The organism is Thioalkalivibrio sp. ALJ15 (assembly GCF_000383695.1).
In the GTDB taxonomy this organism is placed as follows: Bacteria; Pseudomonadota; Gammaproteobacteria; order Ectothiorhodospirales; family Ectothiorhodospiraceae; genus Thioalkalivibrio.
Genome location: NZ_KB912056.1, coordinates 93,611 through 111,344, shown reverse-complemented (window position 1 = coordinate 111,344; position 17,734 = coordinate 93,611). Strand labels below are relative to the sequence as shown.

Here is a 17,734-nt window from a genome sequence, read left to right as displayed (position 1 = left end):
CCCGATATCCGGATACGGATTCCATCGTTCCGGTGTCCCGGGAAAAGGACGCATCATGATGGCCGGGGTGACTCGGGTTTGTTCCTGGTCAGCATCTCCGATATTGCGAATGCAAAGGATAGAGCCAGGATCGGACCGTAGAAGTGCTCCATGGTATATCGATGCAGGAGTTGAGCATTCATGGCCCAGAAAAACAGCGCCGGTAGGAAGGCCAGGGTGTAGATCCCGATAGCACGAGTGCCGCCCGCTACGCCGAGCATGCGCCACGCGGCTACGGCAAGGAAGACCGTGAAGATGGCGATCATGCCATACCCGACAAGACCGAAACGGACCAGGATGTCGAGATGAGAGTTGTGGAAGGTGTCGTCGCGATCCTCAAGTTGGGGCGGAATCGGGAATTCTTCGGTTAAGTGGCGCTGGTCTGCGGCACCCCGGCCGACCAGTGGACGGTCGAGGAAGCGTTCCCATGCAAATGCCCAGTAGGCGACCCGGATGCCCACGGAATCGCGTTCCAGCTCTTCGACGTTCCCGTGAAAAGGCAGAGCGATCGTCTGCTGTACCGTATCGGCCGTCTGCTCCCAGCGTTCACTGATGTGGTCCCAGCTGAAGGTTGTCAGTGTGCCAGCGGCGAGCAGCATCGCCACCATCGCGCCCAGCAGTGCTCCCCGGATGCGGTGGAGATCTCTGCGATATGCCCAGATGCTCAACGCCAGGACCGCAACCAGGGCAATCGCCAGAGTGAGCCAGCCGTTGCGGCTCTTGGTTGCGATGATCGAGGCGATGAAGAAAGCAAGAAGCGCCAGGGAAAACAGGCTGCTGCCGAGCAGAAGGGACCATCGCGTTTGTGAGGTCGCAGACGACAGTGTGGCGAAAAAGAAAACGGTTGTGATTACGAGGCCCGTAATGATGGCCGGGAGCTTGATGGCCGAGGATCGGAACCCCAGTTCCATGTTGTACCGATCGGTGGTCTGGAGGGCTGCCACCAGGTCCGCGGGCGAGAGGTGCATTGCCAGATAGACACAGTAGCCGGCCATCAGCAGGGCTACTGTGACCAGACCATGGCGGAGCCAGTTTCCCGTGGCAGCGAGGGCGAGACCATAGATCAACACGGGTACGATCGCGGTCTTCATCCAGGTGGCCATCTCGTCCCAATGTGAGGTGGCGAGATCCGGGCGTTCGAACAAGGCTGCAAATACCGTCCGCAGGACCACGTAAGCCGCAAAAGCGACAGGGAGCCAGATCAGAGGGGACCCTTTCAGATATGCCCAGTTGCGACGAACGAACAGGATCCCGAGGATCAGGAGGAGCAGCTGGAAAGCCTGTCCCAGAGAGATGGACAGGGGAGCCACGAACGCACCCGCGTAGAGGGCTCCGACGGCCCAGAGGCCGAGGGTATCCTCGGGCAGAAAGTTCCGTATGGATGCAGGGGCATGGATGTTCATCATGGATGGGCCGGCGTTGCCAAGGGCGGGGTTTGAGAGGGTGGCATTTTGCCAGTGTTTCCCGTGGGGCGCAGGGGGATGCGTCGCTGGAGTCGGAGGCGGGCCTTGAGCGGTCGGCCGCTGTATCATGGCGGCGGAATTCACGGAGCCTAGAGTCCGGTTCCAGACATATGGCTGGGGACAGCATGCCAGATATCGTCCTTTCGGGGATGTTTCGGCCGCGGGGTGGGGCCTACCGGCGATTGGTGAACCAGGCCCATATCTGGACCCGGGATGGCTGGCCGGCGGAGCTCGTGACCTTTCGCGACGGGGTTCTGATACCGATGCAGGGTCCGGAGGCAGTGGCTGAGGGGCTCGATCGCGTGCTTCGGGGCGAGGGGCATCTTTACCGGGAAGACGCGGTGCGTCGGTTTCGCACGGAAACCGCAGTTGTGGCCTACCTGGACCTTATTGATCTAGAGCGGCGGCAAACGGGACAGGTCGCATGAAGGTTTTCTGGAAAGGCTGGAGAGAGCAGCGTCAAGTGGCCGGACTGTTGCGGGCGCTGGAGCGCTGTCTTGTTCCCGGCGACTGGCGGCTGGAGGGGCCGCTGGCGTGGCTGCCCGCGGGGGCGGACGGGGAACCCGACGCCTACCAACAGCATCTGCGTGACACCCTGTTGCCCGGCCAGGGCGAGCGGGGTCATCCGCCGGTCCGTGTGACGATTCGCCCAAAGGGGGAGGATCCGGGGTTTGACACCCTGATTGACCGAGGTGCCTGGACCCTTCTGGTAGAGCGCACGCGCAAACGTGTTCTGCGCGTTACGCGAGATATCGAACGTGTACAGGGGTTGCTGGAAAACGCGCGCTGGCTGTCATCGGCGTATCGGTGCCCGCGCCTGGAACCGTTGGCGGATCTGCCGCGAGGCTTCGCCGGCGTAACCGAATCCTTTGTTGAGGGCACGATGATGCGCGCGGTGCCCAAGGCGGCCTGGGAAACGGCGTATCGCGACCTGCTGCAAATGTGCAGCGTGCACGCCGGCCGATGGGAGGGTCGGTTTGATCTGGCTACGGTTAGCCAGGAGCTAGATCGCTGGGCCCTCCCGGAATGGCTTTCTCGGGCGGTGGAGGAGCATCGCGCTCGCTGGGAAAACCTGCTGCAGGGATGTCCGCTGCTTGCGAGCCATGCGGATTGTCACAGCGGCAACATTTTCGTACTGCCCGACGGTTCGGTAACCCTCATCGATCTGGAAACGGTGCAGTCGGTCCCTTTCTTTTTTGATGCCCTGACCGTTTTACGCGGTTCCCATGCCGCCGATCAGTTTCTGCGCCGAGCCTTTCTGGTCGGCCATTTCGACCCGCCTCTGGCCGAGGTCTGGGCTGCCGCGGGGCAGACCTGGGACCCCGAGGGGCGTGAGGGTGTCTTGCTGGCAAATGCCCTGGCCCACGCGTTTCGTCCGCAGTTCGCCCGGAAACCTTCGCGCAAGCGCCGGAAGAAATTCATCGGGGCCTGCGAAATCATGCGGGCCGACTGCGGCTGGAGGTAACCCCCTGCAGAACTTCGGGAAGATCGGGATCTCCTGAATTCAGGCAGGATGTGTACACGAGACCGAGTATGGAGCGGGCGGGTCTTCGCTCCAGCCTGCAATAGGGAGAACAGAATTGAACCCGCGATTGGTGATTTTTGCGCCCTTCAAGGCCTGGGGCGGGATCGAGCGCAAGATGCTGATCCTCTGTCGGGAATTCCTGCAACTGGGCATCCTGCCCCGGCTTGTTCTGACCCGTGGCGGAGAGGTGCCCTATCCGGAAGAACTCCCGTCGGCCGTGGAGGTGGTGGATCTGCGCAGCCGGGGCAAATTCGACAGTCTGTTCAAGCTGCGGCGTCTGCTGCGGCAGGATCCACCCGCGGCGGTGCTGACCGCCAAGGACCATTCGGCCAAGGTGGCTGTGCTGGGGCGTATGCTGGGGTGGGTGCCGTCGCCGGTGTTCGTGAAGGTGACCAACACCCCCAGCCAGACATTGCGACGCAGGTTCAAGCGCCGCTCGGCGCGCTGGCTGTACCGGCGTGCCGACCGGATCATCGCAATCTCCGAAGGCGTCCGGGATGATCTGATCGAGCATTTTGACGTGGACCCCGACCGGATCGAGGTGATCTACAACCCGACCGTAACCCCGGATATTCCCGAGCGCGTGAAGGCGCCCGTGGGTCATCCCTGGTTTGCCGGTGATGGACCGCCAGTCATTGTCGGGGCCGGGCGCCTGACACCACAGAAGGATTTTGCCACGCTGCTGGATGCCTTCGCCCGGGTGCGCGAACGGCGTTCGGTGCGGTTGGTGATCCTGGGCGAGGGGCCCCTGCGTGAAGCCCTGCTGGGGCAGGCACGGCGGCTGGGGGTGGCGGAGGCCGTCGACCTTCCCGGGTATGTGCCGGATCCGTTGCCCTATTTCGCCCGGGCCGGGGTCTTCTGCCTGTCTTCGCGTTACGAAGGCTTGGGCAACGTCCTGATCGAGGCCCTGGCGGCCGGTGCGCCGGCGGTGGCGACCGATTGCCCCTCAGGTCCGGCCGAGATCCTCCAGCACGGCCGGATCGGACCGCTTGTGCCGGTAGGAGACGCTGGTGCCCTGGCCGGGGCCCTGGAGTCGACACTGGCAGACCCGCCCGGCGAGGAGCGGATTCGGGAAGGTCTGGATCGCTTCCGCAGCGACCGCGTCGCCCTTCGGTATGCGCAGGTCATGGGGCTCGTGAAGGCCGAGTGACCTGCGGCGAGGTCGTGACGCCTCGCTGGGCCGCCGTTATCCGGTTCTGCCCGGGGCGTTCACGGCAGGCGGGGCATAACCGAGCCGGGCCAGGCGGTCGGCCACGCTGGCGGCAAAGGCGCGCAGCTCTTCGTTATGCTGCCAGGCGTGGGCCCGGTCGGCCCGGAAACCCGCGGCCGCTGCGGTCATCCGTCCGATATCGTGGGGACAGCCACAGAACTCCAGTGCCTGCGGCAGCAGCCGCGCCGGATCTCTCAGCAGGTCCTCGTAGGCGATCTCCATGGCATTGGGACCCAGAGACCGGACATGCTCCCGGGCTCGCTGCAGGTAGCTTTCCCACAGGGAAAAGCCACCCTCTAGTGTGTGACATCGCACCTGCGGTGCGAAGCCGCGACGTGTCGGGGCGCCGGGATGGTTGCGATACCAAGCACGCATTGATCGATAGCGGCGCACCCGCTTGTCGAAAACGCCGCGGCGGCGGGCGCGCAGGCTTGCCGCGACATCTACGCCATGCCGTGTGATGTGCAAGACCCGCGCCTGAGGGAACAGTTCCAGCCACAGCGGCAGGGTGTAGGTATTGCGCGGATCCTTCCAGCCCCAGGGACGAGTCTGTCCGGGCATACCGCCGCGCAGGCCTCGGCGGATCCCGAGGAAGCGCAGACTGGCTGGGCCGCGGATGATCCCGTCCATGTAGTCCAGCAGCCAGGGCCTGAGCGTTTCGTCTTCCAGCAGCCAGTCGAAGGATTCGGGGCGGTCCCAGCTCGCGGAGGCCTCGCGGAAGAGCCAGGCGTTGATCGCGTTGGTGAAGGCCGCCTCTTCGTTGCGGCTGGCACCGACCCCCATGAAGAATCCGGCCTGCTGCAGAACCCGGGTCAGCAGGCTGGTGCCCGAGCGGTGCATGCCGATAATTATGACCGGTGCTCGGGTTTTGGTGTTCATTCTGGTGTCCACGGCCTGGAGTTCGGGGGTGTAATACCCATGAAATTTAGGTACTCGCGCGCGGCGTATTCCGCGCGAAATTTTTCGATAGCCTCGTTTCGATCAAATTGAGGTGCGTTGCCTTGCAAGACTTTGAGTAAGCCCTCGGCCAGCGCTTCCGGCTTCCCGGGCGGCACGAGCGTCCCGTAGCACCCGTCCGCGAGAATTTCGCGAGGGCCACTCGGGCAGTCGGTGGCAACCACCGGCGTGCTGAGTGCCAAGGCCTCAATCAGGACATTCCCCAAGCCTTCCCACCGGGATGAGAGCGCAAAAACATCAGCTCGTTCCATGTAGGGGTATGGGTTTTCTTTGTGTCCTGGCATGTCGACTTCTTGGCTTATTTTTAGGTGTCTGGCCAGTTCTTCGAGTTCGGCGCGCTGGTTGCCTTCCCCTAAAATTATGAGTCGGGCCGAAGGGGCTCTGTGAAGTACTATCTTGAAAGCCTCAAGAAGCGTCTTTTGGTCTTTCTGTTCGGTTAGTCGGCCTGCGGTTACTATCACCGGGCCCGACTTTTCTTCCTGGAGCCACGAGTGGTTCGGATTTTGTGTTGCCAGTTCGTGGATCTTGTCTGTCAGGATTCCGTTGTATATCGTTTTAAAGTTTATCCCTTCCGTTTGATGTTTTTTCTCGAGGGACTCTCGAATGCCGTGAGAAACGGTTATTACTCCGTGGGCAGAGGGGTAGTGTTTTTTTATTTCCCTTATCTTGTTTTTCTGTTTCAGGGGGCGGCTGTCATTTTTCTTGGAGTCCGCATAATTTTGGTGTATCCCGAGTACTATTTTTGGGGATTTCCCGGGAAGACTCCTCGTGCTGGCGAGTATTGTATTTGCTATATGCGTGCAAGCCATGGCTGCAGCCGGTTTCTTCCGTCGCAGATAGACCCAGAGTCCAATGGTGGCCGTTATCCTGTGCCGAACTTTGAGGTGCACGTGCTGAATGGGGTATGGGCCAGAGTAGAAGCCCTCTCCTTCGCGGAATGAAACAATTTCGACTTTGCAACCCCATTGCACCCATTTATCGATCATTTTTTCGAGGGTGTCTTGGATTGCTCCGTGATCTCTGAATGAGCCGAAGATCACGATGAGTGGGGCCTGTGGGGGTTTTACATTCATGTCACGGGCTGTGGTTTCTTTTTCTGAGGTTCTGGGTTCATCACTGAGATCAAAATGATCTCAAGAGCTATTCCGTAAGGGGTGTCCAGTACCGATGGAGTGGGTCATCATCGGATGCTGGGGCTATATAGTCGGAGTACATGTTGTCGAGTTGCTCCCCAATGACCTGGTCGACGAGCTCGAGGGCGGCACCATCGAGATACTCGCGGTAGCCGCCGACTTCGCCTTTGCGGGTTTTGTAACTGGCTTCGTCCTGATGGTCGCGTGCGGCCAGGGCGCTGGTGCCCAAGGCATTAGTCGATTCCAGTTTGCGCATGTTGTCGAAGCGGGCGTACTCCACGGCCTCTTCGATGACGGTGTCTGGAATATGGCCAAGCCCGCTGAAATCCAGTACCCGTCTGAGCTCCATCGCCGGATTGGTGTGAAAATCCTCGTAGCGGACTAGGAGGAAAGCTTTCGGTGCGTCCCGATTCCGGGCCCAGATATTGTAGAAGGCCGTGATGGTTTCGATGCCACCCCGGCGTTCGTGAACGTATTCCTCGAGGGTGCCCTCGTAGTTCAGGTTGCGTCGCGTCTTTTGGAAATAGGAGGAAACCAGTACATCGCGAGGGTCGCGGACCATGAAGATGACCTTGCGTCCACGGTATTCAGACTTGTCGTCGGAGAGCTCTTCCGGAAGGAGAAATTCCGGGCCTCCATCGTGATGCTGCAGGATGTAGGGGATGTCACGCCAGGGGCGGACGAAGTGGCGCAGCTTGAGCAGATTCCGGTTATGCAGTCCGTAATGCAGCTGGATGGCGCGGCCGATCATCAAGACGAGCCAGGTTCGGCCGCATTTGGGATAGGAAATCAGGTGCACGTCTGCGCGCCATCGGCGCCAGGCGCGGCGGGCTTTTTGAACTGATCGGCGAAAAGGGCCGCGTTTTCGAACGATGGCGCCCATGGGCTAGTAGTTTCCTGAATCCTGAGTCGGCGGCCAATAGCGGACCTCGCGGGCCGGGCCGATTACATCACAGTGGCCCACGGACAGGCCAGTGCCGCGGATATCGCCAGACTGTTCGGGACGGACTCGTTACCCGGTTTCCTCGTGCGCGAGGTCCAGGGCCTTCAGGTAGCTCACGGCCGACAGGGATGCGTTGAACGGTGCTACGGCTTGTCTCAGGCTCGTTGGTGACGGCGGCGCGTCGAGTAACTGCACGAGCCCGCGGGCCACGTCTTCGGGATCCGCCACCCCCACGACCGGTCCGAGGCGGCCGTTATCCAGGATTTCAGCAGGGCCAGAGGGGCAGTCTGTGGTCAGGGCTGGCGTACCGCAGGCGAGCGCCTCGATCAGAACTGCGGGAGAGCCTTCTCGGCGGGACGTCATGGCAAATACGTCGGCCCGGGACATCCAGGCATAGGGGTTGGGGCGAAACCCTGGTAGCCGCAGGTGTTGCTGCACACCCAGTTCTCGGGCGAGCTCTTCCAGCGCATCGCGTTCGCCACCTTCGCCGAGGATGATCAATCGCGCCGCCCGCTGTCGGCGCACTTCGGCGAAGGCCCGAATCAGGGTGGCGAAGTCCTTGCGTGGTTTAAGCGAGCCGGTGCCAAGGATGACTGGGACTTCCCGGTTCTCGTCATCCAGCCAGGGTTCCCCGGTGGGCTCTCTGGCCTGTTCGTGCAGGCGTGGGGTTACGATCGGGTTGGGGATCACATGGAGCCGATCGGCAGACACGCCCGCGAGAGTGCCCAGCTCTTGCCCAACTCCCTCCGAGGGTGCGATGACGGCGTCCGCCTGCGGATACCAGCGCTGCATCGAGCGCTGGAGGCGTCGAGCGCGGTGGGGCTTCATCTCGGCGAGGGTGGCGCTGATGGACATGCCCATGCGGATTGCCACGGGCATGCCGGGCCGGGCCAGGCGGCGTGCCAGGAGTGCGGTGCGGTTAAGCCGGTGGCTGGCGGTGTAAAGCGCCTGCGGGCGATGGCGCAGCAGGTAGGCGATCAGGGCGGGCAGAGCCGTGTTGCGATGGGCGGCGTGCAGCGGTATCCGACGCACGTTGGGGGGCAGGTCGTCGATATAAGGGCCGTGTCCGCGCAGGGTCAGCAGATCGAATTCCAGAGGGTGGTGGCCAAATTCCCGGACGAGGTTGGCGACCACTCGGTCGACGCCGCTATGTCCCGAGGTGGCAAACAGCAGGGCAATCCGGGACGATGGGGTTTCAGGCATTGGTCGTCTTCTCTTCCATCAGTGAATCCAGTTTCGCGGTAACGTCCGCGACCTTGATGCGGTCCATCACGTCGGGGTCGCGGACCCGCTGTCCCCAGCGCAGCGCCCCCGGTGGCTTGCCGAAGGCCGCCTGGCAGGCCTCGGGGTATGCGTTGACGACCCACTGGCGGCTGCAGTACGGCCCCGTACGTTCGGGATTGGAGCCGGCATAGAGGCCGATCACGCGTGTGCCGACTGCATTGGCCATGTGGGCCGGGCCCGAGTCGGGTGAGACCACCGCGTCAGCCCGTTCGAGCACCGCCAGTAGTTGTTTGAGACTGGTCGTCCCGATCAGGTTGATCAGAAAGTGGCGGCAGACGGAGGCGATGGCTTCGCCATAGCCCCGCTCCAGTTCGGTGGGGCCGCCGGTCAGCACGACGGTCATGCCGTGGTGTTCCACGGCGTGTTCGGCGACGGCCGCGTAGTGTTCGGCGGCCCAGTTGCGAAAGTTGCGAAAGCGCGCGCTGGAGCACGGGTTGATGACCAGGACGGGGCGGTCGGTGGGCAGGTGCCGATCGGCCCATTCCCTCGCGCTAGCCGGGATCGGAATATCCCAGCGCAGGTCGCGTTCCTGCACGCCTAGTGCCTCGGCAAAGCCGAAGAAGGCGTCGAGGACGTGCTGGCGCGGCCGGGCGGCGATACGCTCCCGAGTGAACAGCCACTGGAAGTCGCGTGCCCGCTCGCGGTCGAACCCGATCTTGCGCCGTGCCGGAACCTGCATTCCCATCAGGCTGGCGCGCAGGGAGACCTGCATCTGCAGGAGGACATCAAACTGGCGGCCCTTCAGGGCGCGCCGGAGGTCTGTGTAGGCGCGTAGCCCCCGCGCCTTGTCGACCACGACGAACTCAACCCCGGGCAGGTCTCCCAGCAACTGGTATTCGAGGCGCCCGATGATCCAGGTGATGCGGGTGCTGGGCCAGGCCTTTTGCAACGATCGCACGACGGGGATTACATGGGTGGTATCGCCCAGCGCCGAGAGGCGCAGCAGGGCGATCTCCCGGGGCGGCATCGGGTGCGATGGGGCCGTGGCTGACTCGTCAGGAGCCGTCACCGGACGCCTTCCGCTTTTTCTTCGTTTTGCGCTTGTTTTTCTGCCACGGCAGGCGGCCGATGTGTTTGCTGCGAATGGCCGGATAGGGGTCCGGGGATCCCTCGGGCTGGGTCTTGAAGCGTCGGTGGGCCCAGAAATACTGCTGTGGGTTGGCGCGTATGGCTTCTTCGAGCACCTCGTTCATGCGAGCGGCATCTCGGGTTCGGTCATCGCTTGGGTAGGCCTCGATTGGGGGGCCGATCTCGATCTCGTATCCGTCGCCTTCGGAGTTGACGTGATAAAACAGCGGCAACACCCGTGCGCGGCCCATCTGTGCCAGACGGGGAAGCCCAGTGGTCGTCGCGGCCGTCATCCCGAACAATGGAACGAAGACTTGCTCGGCACGGCGGATGTTCTGGTCGCCCGCATACCAGACAGGGACACCGGACTTGAGGGTACGCAGGATGCCGCGGATGTCATCCTTGGATATCGCACGGCTCAGGCTATTCTCGCGCCCCTGTTTCATGGCGCGTTCGAGTACTGGCTTTTTCTCCATCGGCTTGTAGATTACGGCCATCTCGGCGTGCTGGCCGAACAGTCTTCCGGCCAGTTCGATGCAACTGAAATGGCCGGATAGCAGAATCACGGGAATGCCTTCCTCGGCTGCGGCGCGCAGATGGTGCAGACCGTCGATTCGGCAGGGAATCCGGTCAACGGCCTTGCCGCCGAACCAGCCGAGGGCGACTTCGGCCACGCCGCGCCCGGTATAGCGGAAGTTGGCACGGACCCATTTCTCCCGTTGCGACTCCGACAGCTCCGGGAAACACATCTCCAGATTCCGGCGTACGACGTAGCGGCGCGATTTCGCGACGTGGTAGAGCGCTATGCCCAACGCTTCGCCCAGTCCAATGGCCCAGCGCCACGGCAGGCGCGCAATGAACCACAGAGCGGCGATCGCAGTGGTCTGGCCCCAGTTGGACGGGTGCAAGGCGTTGTCGCTACGCGGGCCTTTCATCGCGCCGAGTAGATCCTGTCAGGTAAGGGTCGGAAGCAGCACATTGTACATCGCATAGGCGGATGCCCGGTTCAGGGAGCGGGGTCATCGTCATCCGCGTGATCTGTCGACGCGGGCGTTTCTTCGAACTCGGCCATTTGCAGCGCGGCGTAGTGGCCCTTGCGATTGAGTAGTTCGGCGTGGGTGCCGGCCTCGACGATGCGGCCCTGATCCAGTACCACGATGCGGTCGGCATTCTCGATGGTGGACAGCCGGTGGGCGATGACCAGCGTGGTGCGGTTTTCCATCAACCGCTCCAGCGCATTCTGAATCTTCTGCTCGGATTCCGTGTCCAGTGCCGAAGTGGCTTCGTCCAGGATCAGGATCGGGGCGTCCTTCAAGATCGCCCGCGCAATGGCGACCCGCTGGCGCTGCCCACCGGAGAGCATGACCCCGTTCTCGCCGACGATGGTGTCAAAGCCGTCCGGCAGTTCGTCGATGAAATCCATGGCGTTAGCGGCGCGCGCCGCCTCGCGCAACTCGTCCAGCGAGGGTTCGCGATTGAGCCCGTAGGCAATGTTGTGGCCAAGGGTGTCGTTGAACAGCACGACGTGCTGGCTCACCAGGGCCATTTGTGCCCGCAGGTCGCGCAGGCGGTATTCCTGGATCGGGTGGCGATCCAGATGGATCTCGCCTTCCTCGATCTCGTAAAAGCGGGGCAGTAGCCGTGCAAGGCTGGTCTTGCCACTGCCGGACCGGCCGACCAGGGCGACTGTCTGGCCGGGTTCAACGGTCAAGTTGATGTCCTTCAGTATCTGTTCGTGGCTTGTGGGGTAGCGAAAGCCTACATGCCTGAATTCGATGTGCCCCCGTGCGCGGTCCAGCGGGCGCTGACCGTGGTCGGATTCTGCGGGCGTGTCGAGTACCTCGAATACGCTTTCCCCCGCAGCTAGAGCCTTCTGGATTTCAGCGTTCACTCCCACGATGCGTTTGAGGGGCGGGAGCATCAGTACCATGGCCACGATGAATGAAACCATCCCGCCAGGAGTGATGGTCTGGAGAACCAGATCCATGGTTGCCAGATATACGATCACGGCAAGCGCGATGATGGCCCCCAATTGCGAAAGGGGTTGTGCGGCCGCCTGGACCGCTTTGTGGCGCATGGCTTGGCGGTGGAATTTTTCGTTGGTCTCTTCGAACCGGCGCGCCTCGTAATCCGTGGCGCCGAAGATCTTGACCTCGGCCTGCCCGCGAATGCCGTCCTCCGCGATCTGGGCATAGTCTCCGGTTGAGCGTTGCATGCGCCGGCTGATCTTGCGGAATTTTCGATTGGCACTGGCGATCACTACCCCAACGATCGGCGCGAGGGTAAATACAATCAGCACGAGCCACCCGCTGAGATACGTCATGTACGCCAGCAGGAACAGTACCGTGAACGAGTCGCGGATCAGCACGACGATTGCCTTGGACGCAGCTGCGCTGATCTGAGTGACGTTGTACGTCAGCTTGGCAAGCAGAGTCCCCGGTGAGTTCCGGTCAAAGAAAGACGAAGGGAGGTGTAGATACTGTTCGAATACCGCCTGACGGATGTCCTTCACGACCTTTCGGCCGATCCAGGCAACGCTGTAGTCAGAGGCAAAAGTAGTCAGCCCATGAAACAGAAAGATACCGATCAGTGCAGCTGGCACCCAAATGCGCGCATCCGGGTCTTGTTCGATGAATGTCCCGTCAACAAGGGGCTGAATGACCCAGGCGAACGCAGTCTGTCCCAGTGCTGCCAGGATCATCGCGACAATCGCTAGTGCACCCAGGCGCCAGTACGGTTTTACGAACGCAAAAATGCGCTTGTACAGCGTCCAGGATTCGCCGGCCGTCGGCTGAGCCAGTTGAGGATGTTTCGGCTTGGCGTTCATCCAAGAGATCCTTCAAGGGAGCTGCGTCGATCAGGGGGCGAGTGTCGTCGTAAAGCTTCGGACTTTGGCAACGAGAGCGCGCCATGCTACCAGAGGCTTGTGTTGTCTGGTCGTCGGTTTCGCCTGTGGTTCGTCAGTGCCCGTGCTTGCGGCGTTATACTCCGGGATTTGCGGTTGCGGGGAACGATCTTGCAGAACAGGGTAGCAACGGAGCTTTCTGCGGCCAGCCGGCTGTTCGGGCGGCTGGCTGAAGACCGGGCGTTTGTAGCCGAGGTCGAGACGGTCGGGCGGCGCTGGCTGCAGTGCATCCGCGACGGCGGCAAGGTGCTGCTGGCGGGCAATGGTGGCAGCGCGGCGGATGCGCAGCACATTGCGGCGGAGATTGTCTGTCGTTATCGGGCGGTGCGCCCGGGGGCGGCGGCGATCGCGTTGACGACCGACACCTCGGTGCTGACGGCGATCGGGAACGATTTTGGATACGAGCATGTGTTCTCGCGTCAGGTCGAGGCGCTGGGGCAACCGGGTGATGTATTCGTCGGGATCAGCACATCCGGGCATTCGCCCAATGTGCTCGAGGCCATCGGGATGGCGCGCAAGCGTGGGCTGGTTACGGTTGCCCTGACCGGCGAGAAGGGGCTGCCGGAGACGCATCCCGCAGATCATGTGCTGCGGGTGCCCGATGCCGCTACCGCGCGGGTTCAGGAGGTCCACGGGCTGATCGGGCATCTGTTGTGCGGGATCGTCGAGGATGCGCTGGTGGCCGATCAGGAACGTTCGGGGTCGGCGTGAGTGCGCGCGCCCTGTTTCTCGACCGCGACGGGGTGATCAATGTCGACCATGGCTACGTGCATCGCCCTGACCAGGTCGAGTTCGTCCCCGGCATCTTCGAACTGGTGGCGGCCGCCACTTCCCGGCACTGGCCGGTGGTGGTCGTCACCAACCAGTCCGGGATTGGCCGCGGCTATTACGGCGACAGCGATTTCCGGCAGCTGACGGACTGGATGCGCGAGCGCTTTGCCGAGCGCGGTGGCCGCATCGAGGCCGTCTACCACTGCCCTCATCATCCCCATGATGCGCAGCCCGACTATCGTCGGGCCTGTCCGGATCGCAAGCCGGAGCCGGGCATGCTGTTGCGGGCGCGGGATGACTTGGATCTGGATCTCCCTGGTTCGGTGCTCGTCGGGGATCGCGCGTCCGATCTCGAGGCCGCGCGGCGCGCCGGGGTCGGCGCCCGATTGCTGTTTGATCCCTCGGGCGCGGAACCGCTGCCCACTGAAGACGGAGACATCCGTATCCGCACCCTGCCCGAGGCCATTGCGTGGCTCGACTGAGCCGCTAGCCGCGATGCGCCACATCTTCTATACGGCCCTCCTGCGACTGACTTCTCCGGCCTTGCTGGCGCGGCTGGTGCGCCGCGCTCGGACAAACGCGGTACCAGTGGCCCGCTGGCGCGAATGGCTGGGAGCCGGGGAGCCGCTAACATCCGGCACCATCTGGCTCCATGCCGCCTCGGTGGGCGAGGTGGAGGCGGCGGTACCGCTCGCACGTGCCTTGCGTAGCCGCTATCCGGAGCATGCGCTCCTGATGACGACCACGACACCGGAGGGGGCCGCCCGGGTGGAAGCGGCTCTCGGGAGGGATGTCCAGCACGCCTATCTGCCGCTGGACCTGCCCGGGGCCGTTCGCCGATTCTTGCGGCGCACCCGTCCGGCCGTCGCGCTGATCGTCGAGACCGAGCTTTGGCCCAATCTCTATCGTGCCTGCGAACAGGCCGGTATTCCGCTCTGGGTGGTGAGTGCGCGGCTATCACCACGCTCAATCAAGCGGTACCGGCGTCTGCAGCCTCTGGTGCGGGAAACCCTTGCGCGTGCCGAGAAGATCCTGGCCCAGGACGAGTCGGCCGCCCGGGGCTTTCGCGAGCTGGGGGCGCCGAACGCGCGTGTCCAGGTGGTGGGGAACCTGAAGTTCGATCGCACATTGCCGCCCGGCCATGAGCAGGCGGCGGATCTGCGTGCGACTGTTGCGCCTGAAGGCGTGCCGGTCTGGGTGGCGGTCAGTACGCGGGAAGGCGAGGAAGAGGCCGTGCTCGAGGCCCATCGCGCGGTGCGCGAATCCCATCCCGACGCCCTATTGCTCTGGGTGCCGCGCCATCGCGATCGCTTTGACGTGGCTTTCGAGGCGGCCCGGCAAGCCGGGTTTTCGGTCGGGAGGCGCACGCAATGTCCGGGGCCGCCGCTGGATGTGCTGGTGGGCGATACGATCGGCGAGATTGGGGCCTACCTTGGTGCTGCGGATGCCGCTTTTGTCGGGGGCAGCCTGGTTCCCCTGGGAGGGCAAAATGTACTCGAGCCCGCCGCACTCGGACGGCCGGTGCTTGTGGGGCCCAGCACCGAGCATTTTACATTCGCAGTCGAGCGCCTCGAGGAGCGAGGCGCTTTGTGGCGTGTGCAGGATGCCGAGGCGCTGGGCCGCGCCGTCGCGGATTTGCTGGGAGATTCCGAGTGTCGGAAAACCATGGGTGATGCGGCGCGCACGGTGATCGAGGAGGGGCGTGGCGCAGTGGAGCGCGTATTGGCCGAGTTGGAAAGCCGGTTGCATGATCTGCATTGACCGCCCCGCCAGGTTTTCTAATGATCTTTATTTCTCCTGCTGTAGTCGCTGTCCGCACTCTCGGCATTCATAGCGGTATCGGCGCCGCTGAATCAGATAATGCCGACGCGCACTCAGCGCGTGGGTCTGGCAGGCGCAACGGTAGGTATAGGTCCTGACGTTTCTGCCTTTCAGGGGGGTGTTGTGCGTAACGCGTGGCTGGCAGCCGAACGTTTCCATCCAGGCCCGCCATTCCGGGCCGTGAGGGCGTACGCGGCGTAACCCGGACGTCCGGTACACGAGCGAGTGTGCCACCTCGTGGGCGACGGTATCCGGGAAGTGTGAATCCCAGTCCTGACAGAACGCCTCGGGGTTGAACCGTAGCTGCTCGTGCCCGTTGCGCAGTCGCCATTGTCCGGCGGCTTTGCCCCGCAGGTTAAAAAGAACTTCTGGAATCGTGTTCGACTGTTCCGGATGCGCCTTAATGTAAAAGCCGCACACCTTTTGTCGGATTTTCGATTCCTCTTCGGGTGTTAATTTATTTCTCGGCTCTTGTAATTTACTTCCATTTTTATCATATTCACCCGTGCGATATGTGCCGTCCAGGGCGTGCGAGGAGTTGGAAGCCGTTCTGGTCATTGAGAAGTTCCGAACGAGGAGACGAGTAATGAGTCTGGATAGCAAGAAGGCCTCCGAACTTTCCGCCGAAGAGCTGTATGCACTGGCCCGTCAGCGGGAAAAGGAAGAAGCCGAGCGCCAGGACGCCGAGCGCCGCAAGAAGCGCGAAAAGCTGATGGAAAAGCGCAAAGAGATGATCGCGCGTCATCGCAAAGAACTCAACGAGCTTGAGCGCCAGATCCGTGAACTGGGCGGCCGTGTCGGTCGTGCTGGTGGTGGTCGCCGTGGTGGCCGGGGCGGCAGCTCGGTCAGTCAGCAGTTGGTCGAGATCGTGGCGGAGAAATCCGAGATGGCGACCAAGGAGATCAAGGAGCGTGCCGAGAAGGCCGGCCTGGATACCAAGAACATCTCGCAAACGCTTGCCTACCTCAAGCGCCAGGGACGTCTGAAGTCCCCGCGCCGTGGTGTGTACAAATCCGCGGCCTGAGCGGGTTGCATCTGCATCTTGCGACGATTGCGGCGGCTATTCCGTCGCAATCGTTTCGCTAACGGGTTCCATATCAAGCTCACCACTGGGCTTGCAGGCCAGGCGGCTCTCGCCGCTGAACCAGTGCTGGATGGTCTGACCTGCAATCTCCCGGCGCCAGCCACTCGCCAGGCGGCCTTCCGTGCCGTCGCTCTTCAGTAGTTCGATCACATCCTTGCGTTGCGCGATCGCCGCGGCGCTGATCTGGTGTTCGCGGGCACACTCGCGCAGCAGAGCCATGCCGATATCGACCAGCACCTCGTCACGCTCACTCAGGCGCGGCTTCTCCGGCAAATGCGGCCATTGCTCGCGTGGCAGGGCCTGGCCTTCCCGGATGGCGGCCAGAAGCGATTCGATGTGGTCGGGCTTCATGCCGCCGGGGAACTGGCGCAGTTCGCGCAAAGCCTGGGTATCAGCCGGTGTGCGGCGTGCGATGTCCAGCAGGAGGTCGTCGGACAGCACCCAGCGCCGGGGACGATTGCTGCTTTGCGCGGTACGCTCGCGCCAGGCCGCGACGCATTTGAGTACCGCGCGTTCTTTGGGCTTCAGCCGCTTGACCCCCGATACGCGCTGCCAGCTTTGTTCCGGGTCCGGTTCGTACAGGGCCGGATTGCTGAGCGCCTCCATCTCCGGGCGCAGCCAGTGCATGCGGTCGTGGGTATCCAGCTCGTGCAGCAGGCGGTTGAACAGTGTCGCGAGGTGGCGGACGTCGTCGGCGGCATAGCGGATCTGGTCCGCGCTCAGCGGACGCCGGGACCAGTCGGTCCGGGTCTGGCTCTTGTCGAGATCGCGATCGAGCACGTTCTTGACCAGGTTGGCATAGCCGACCTGCTCGCCGTAGCCGAGCATGCTGGCCGCAATCTGCGTATCGAACACGGGGCTGGGCACAAACCCCAGCTCGCGATACAGCAACTCCATGTCCTGCGAGGCGGCGTGGAAGACCTTGGTGATGCGCGCGTCCCGGAACAGCGGGGCGAGCTGCTGGATGTCGAGGCGTAGCGGGTCGATGCAGGCGAGCTGATCCAGCGTGGCGGCCTGTACCAGGCAGAGCTGCGGATAGTAGGTCTTCTCGCGCAGGAACTCCGTGTCCAGCGCGATCCAGTCCGTCCCGGTGATCGAATCGAGAAACGCCTGCAGGGCCTCGGGCGTCTCGATCAGTCCGTGGTCATGCATGGGTCGATTTCTGGCTCGCCTCGAAAGCCGCCTTCTGCTCGGCGGTCGCCTCCTTCTGGTAGCGCTCCTTCCATTCGCTGTAGGGCATGCCGTAGACGATCTCGCGGGCCTCCTCGTAATCGATCGACTCGCCGCGTTCCTCGGCGGCGGCGACGTACCACTTGGACAGGCAGTTGCGGCAGAAACCGGCGAGATTCATCAGGTCGATGTTCTGCACATCCTTGCGTTCATCAAGATGCTGCAAGAGGCGCTGGAATACAGCGGCCTCGATTTCGGTGCGGGTCTTCGGGTCCATCGTGTCTCTCTCCATTCGTCAGGGGACTAGTGATCAACGTACACGCTCGCGCATGAGTCGCTTTTGGGGGCGTTCGACCAGAAC

General features: G+C 62.8%; 17 protein-coding genes. 6 read left to right on the top strand and 11 right to left on the bottom strand.

Going from position 1 to position 17,734, the window contains the following annotated elements; translation table 11 throughout:
* Positions 1-53: 53 nt before the first annotated feature.
* On the bottom strand, positions 54-1,445 hold the full coding sequence (locus G015_RS0100575; protein ID WP_020145994.1) for an O-antigen ligase: 1,392 nt from the start codon (positions 1,443-1,445) through the stop codon (positions 54-56).
* 481 nt (positions 1,446-1,926) lie between these two features.
* Between G015_RS0100575 and G015_RS13820 the strand changes: the two genes are divergently transcribed.
* Positions 1,927-2,967 (top strand): phosphotransferase, encoded by a 1,041-nt coding sequence (locus tag G015_RS13820; RefSeq protein ID WP_028490861.1) that lies wholly within the window; start codon positions 1,927-1,929, stop codon positions 2,965-2,967.
* Between the two features lie 127 nt (positions 2,968-3,094).
* Complete coding sequence (locus G015_RS0100560; RefSeq protein WP_028490860.1) at positions 3,095-4,177, top strand: glycosyltransferase; 1,083 nt, start codon at positions 3,095-3,097, stop codon at positions 4,175-4,177.
* Between the two features lie 36 nt (positions 4,178-4,213).
* Here the strand turns inward: G015_RS0100560 and G015_RS0100555 are convergent, their stop codons facing one another.
* The 7 genes from G015_RS0100555 to msbA all read right to left on the bottom strand — a co-directional run bounded on the left by G015_RS0100555 (position 4,214) and on the right by msbA (position 12,449).
* Positions 4,214-5,116: a sulfotransferase gene (locus tag G015_RS0100555; protein WP_028490859.1), complete on the bottom strand. Its 903-nt coding sequence runs from the start codon at positions 5,114-5,116 to the stop codon at positions 4,214-4,216.
* Positions 5,113-6,267: a glycosyltransferase gene (locus G015_RS13815; RefSeq protein ID WP_083925111.1), complete on the bottom strand. Its 1,155-nt coding sequence runs from the start codon at positions 6,265-6,267 to the stop codon at positions 5,113-5,115. Before G015_RS13815 ends, G015_RS0100555 begins: the two co-directional genes overlap by 4 nt.
* Positions 6,268-6,334: 67 nt before the next feature.
* Complete coding sequence (locus G015_RS13580; RefSeq protein ID WP_051088991.1) at positions 6,335-7,210, bottom strand: sulfotransferase domain-containing protein; 876 nt, start codon at positions 7,208-7,210, stop codon at positions 6,335-6,337.
* A 129-nt stretch (positions 7,211-7,339) separates the two neighbouring features.
* Positions 7,340-8,473, bottom strand: a complete 1,134-nt coding sequence (locus G015_RS0100545) for a glycosyltransferase (protein ID WP_020145988.1) — start codon at positions 8,471-8,473, stop codon at positions 7,340-7,342.
* The gene (locus G015_RS0100540; protein WP_020145987.1) at positions 8,466-9,521 is read right to left on the bottom strand and encodes a glycosyltransferase family 9 protein; all 1,056 of its coding nucleotides are present in this window, start codon (positions 9,519-9,521) and stop codon (positions 8,466-8,468) included. The genes G015_RS0100545 and G015_RS0100540 overlap by 8 nt, the downstream gene beginning before the upstream one ends.
* Positions 9,522-9,549: 28 nt before the next feature.
* Positions 9,550-10,557 carry a lysophospholipid acyltransferase family protein gene (locus G015_RS0100535; RefSeq protein WP_020145986.1) on the bottom strand — a complete coding sequence of 336 codons (1,008 nt, stop codon included), beginning with the start codon at positions 10,555-10,557 and terminating at the stop codon, positions 9,550-9,552.
* A gap of 71 nt (positions 10,558-10,628) precedes the next feature.
* A complete protein-coding gene (gene msbA / locus G015_RS0100530; RefSeq protein ID WP_020145985.1) occupies positions 10,629-12,449 on the bottom strand; it encodes a lipid A export permease/ATP-binding protein MsbA in 1,821 nt (606 codons plus the stop codon).
* 189 nt (positions 12,450-12,638) lie between these two features.
* Here msbA and G015_RS0100525 point away from each other — a divergent pair, with 189 nt between their 5' ends.
* Genes G015_RS0100525 through waaA form a run of 3 tightly spaced genes read left to right on the top strand, consistent with a single transcriptional unit; the run spans position 12,639 to position 15,059 of the window.
* The gene (locus G015_RS0100525) at positions 12,639-13,238 is read left to right on the top strand and encodes a D-sedoheptulose 7-phosphate isomerase (RefSeq protein WP_020145984.1); all 600 of its coding nucleotides are present in this window, start codon (positions 12,639-12,641) and stop codon (positions 13,236-13,238) included.
* Positions 13,235-13,780 (top strand): D-glycero-beta-D-manno-heptose 1,7-bisphosphate 7-phosphatase, encoded by a 546-nt coding sequence (locus G015_RS0100520; protein ID WP_018137965.1) that lies wholly within the window; start codon positions 13,235-13,237, stop codon positions 13,778-13,780. Before G015_RS0100525 ends, G015_RS0100520 begins: the two co-directional genes overlap by 4 nt.
* Before the next feature lie 13 nt (positions 13,781-13,793).
* The gene (waaA, locus tag G015_RS0100515) at positions 13,794-15,059 is read left to right on the top strand and encodes a lipid IV(A) 3-deoxy-D-manno-octulosonic acid transferase (RefSeq protein WP_018137964.1); all 1,266 of its coding nucleotides are present in this window, start codon (positions 13,794-13,796) and stop codon (positions 15,057-15,059) included.
* 27 nt (positions 15,060-15,086) lie between these two features.
* Here the strand turns inward: waaA and G015_RS13810 are convergent, their stop codons facing one another.
* The gene (locus G015_RS13810; RefSeq protein ID WP_081601194.1) at positions 15,087-15,677 is read right to left on the bottom strand and encodes a SprT-like domain-containing protein; all 591 of its coding nucleotides are present in this window, start codon (positions 15,675-15,677) and stop codon (positions 15,087-15,089) included.
* Between the two features lie 28 nt (positions 15,678-15,705).
* Between G015_RS13810 and G015_RS0100510 the strand changes: the two genes are divergently transcribed.
* Positions 15,706-16,143 (top strand): hypothetical protein, encoded by a 438-nt coding sequence (locus tag G015_RS0100510; protein WP_018137963.1) that lies wholly within the window; start codon positions 15,706-15,708, stop codon positions 16,141-16,143.
* A 36-nt stretch (positions 16,144-16,179) separates the two neighbouring features.
* On the opposite strand, the gene rnd is transcribed toward G015_RS0100510, so the two are convergent.
* Both rnd and G015_RS0100500 read right to left on the bottom strand, forming a co-directional pair.
* The gene (gene rnd, locus G015_RS0100505; RefSeq protein ID WP_018137962.1) at positions 16,180-17,355 is read right to left on the bottom strand and encodes a ribonuclease D; all 1,176 of its coding nucleotides are present in this window, start codon (positions 17,353-17,355) and stop codon (positions 16,180-16,182) included.
* Complete coding sequence (locus G015_RS0100500) at positions 17,348-17,650, bottom strand: DUF1244 domain-containing protein (protein WP_020145983.1); 303 nt, start codon at positions 17,648-17,650, stop codon at positions 17,348-17,350. Before G015_RS0100500 ends, rnd begins: the two co-directional genes overlap by 8 nt.
* Positions 17,651-17,734: the final 84 nt, after the last annotated feature.

What these genes read in the sequence shown, in the direction of transcription:
- G015_RS0100575 (WP_020145994.1), bottom strand. Translation starts at nt 1,445, where the DNA reads ATGATGAACATCCATGCCCCTGCATCCATACGGAACTTTCTGCCCGAG.
- G015_RS13820 (WP_028490861.1), top strand. Translation starts at nt 1,927, where the DNA reads ATGAAGGTTTTCTGGAAAGGCTGGAGAGAGCAGCGTCAAGTGGCCGGA.
- G015_RS0100555 (WP_028490859.1), bottom strand. Translation starts at nt 5,116, where the DNA reads ATGAACACCAAAACCCGAGCACCGGTCATAATTATCGGCATGCACCGC.
- G015_RS13815 (WP_083925111.1), bottom strand. Translation starts at nt 6,267, where the DNA reads ATGAATGTAAAACCCCCACAGGCCCCACTCATCGTGATCTTCGGCTCA.
- G015_RS13580 (WP_051088991.1), bottom strand. Translation starts at nt 7,210, where the DNA reads ATGGGCGCCATCGTTCGAAAACGCGGCCCTTTTCGCCGATCAGTTCAA.
- G015_RS0100545 (WP_020145988.1), bottom strand. Translation starts at nt 8,473, where the DNA reads ATGCCTGAAACCCCATCGTCCCGGATTGCCCTGCTGTTTGCCACCTCG.
- G015_RS0100540 (WP_020145987.1), bottom strand. Translation starts at nt 9,521, where the DNA reads ATGCCGCCCCGGGAGATCGCCCTGCTGCGCCTCTCGGCGCTGGGCGAT.
- G015_RS0100535 (WP_020145986.1), bottom strand. Translation starts at nt 10,557, where the DNA reads ATGAAAGGCCCGCGTAGCGACAACGCCTTGCACCCGTCCAACTGGGGC.
- msbA (WP_020145985.1), bottom strand. Translation starts at nt 12,449, where the DNA reads ATGAACGCCAAGCCGAAACATCCTCAACTGGCTCAGCCGACGGCCGGC.
- waaA (WP_018137964.1), top strand. Translation starts at nt 13,794, where the DNA reads ATGCGCCACATCTTCTATACGGCCCTCCTGCGACTGACTTCTCCGGCC.
- G015_RS13810 (WP_081601194.1), bottom strand. Translation starts at nt 15,677, where the DNA reads ATGACCAGAACGGCTTCCAACTCCTCGCACGCCCTGGACGGCACATAT.
- G015_RS0100510 (WP_018137963.1), top strand. Translation starts at nt 15,706, where the DNA reads ATGAGTCTGGATAGCAAGAAGGCCTCCGAACTTTCCGCCGAAGAGCTG.
- rnd (WP_018137962.1), bottom strand. Translation starts at nt 17,355, where the DNA reads ATGCATGACCACGGACTGATCGAGACGCCCGAGGCCCTGCAGGCGTTT.
- G015_RS0100500 (WP_020145983.1), bottom strand. Translation starts at nt 17,650, where the DNA reads ATGGACCCGAAGACCCGCACCGAAATCGAGGCCGCTGTATTCCAGCGC.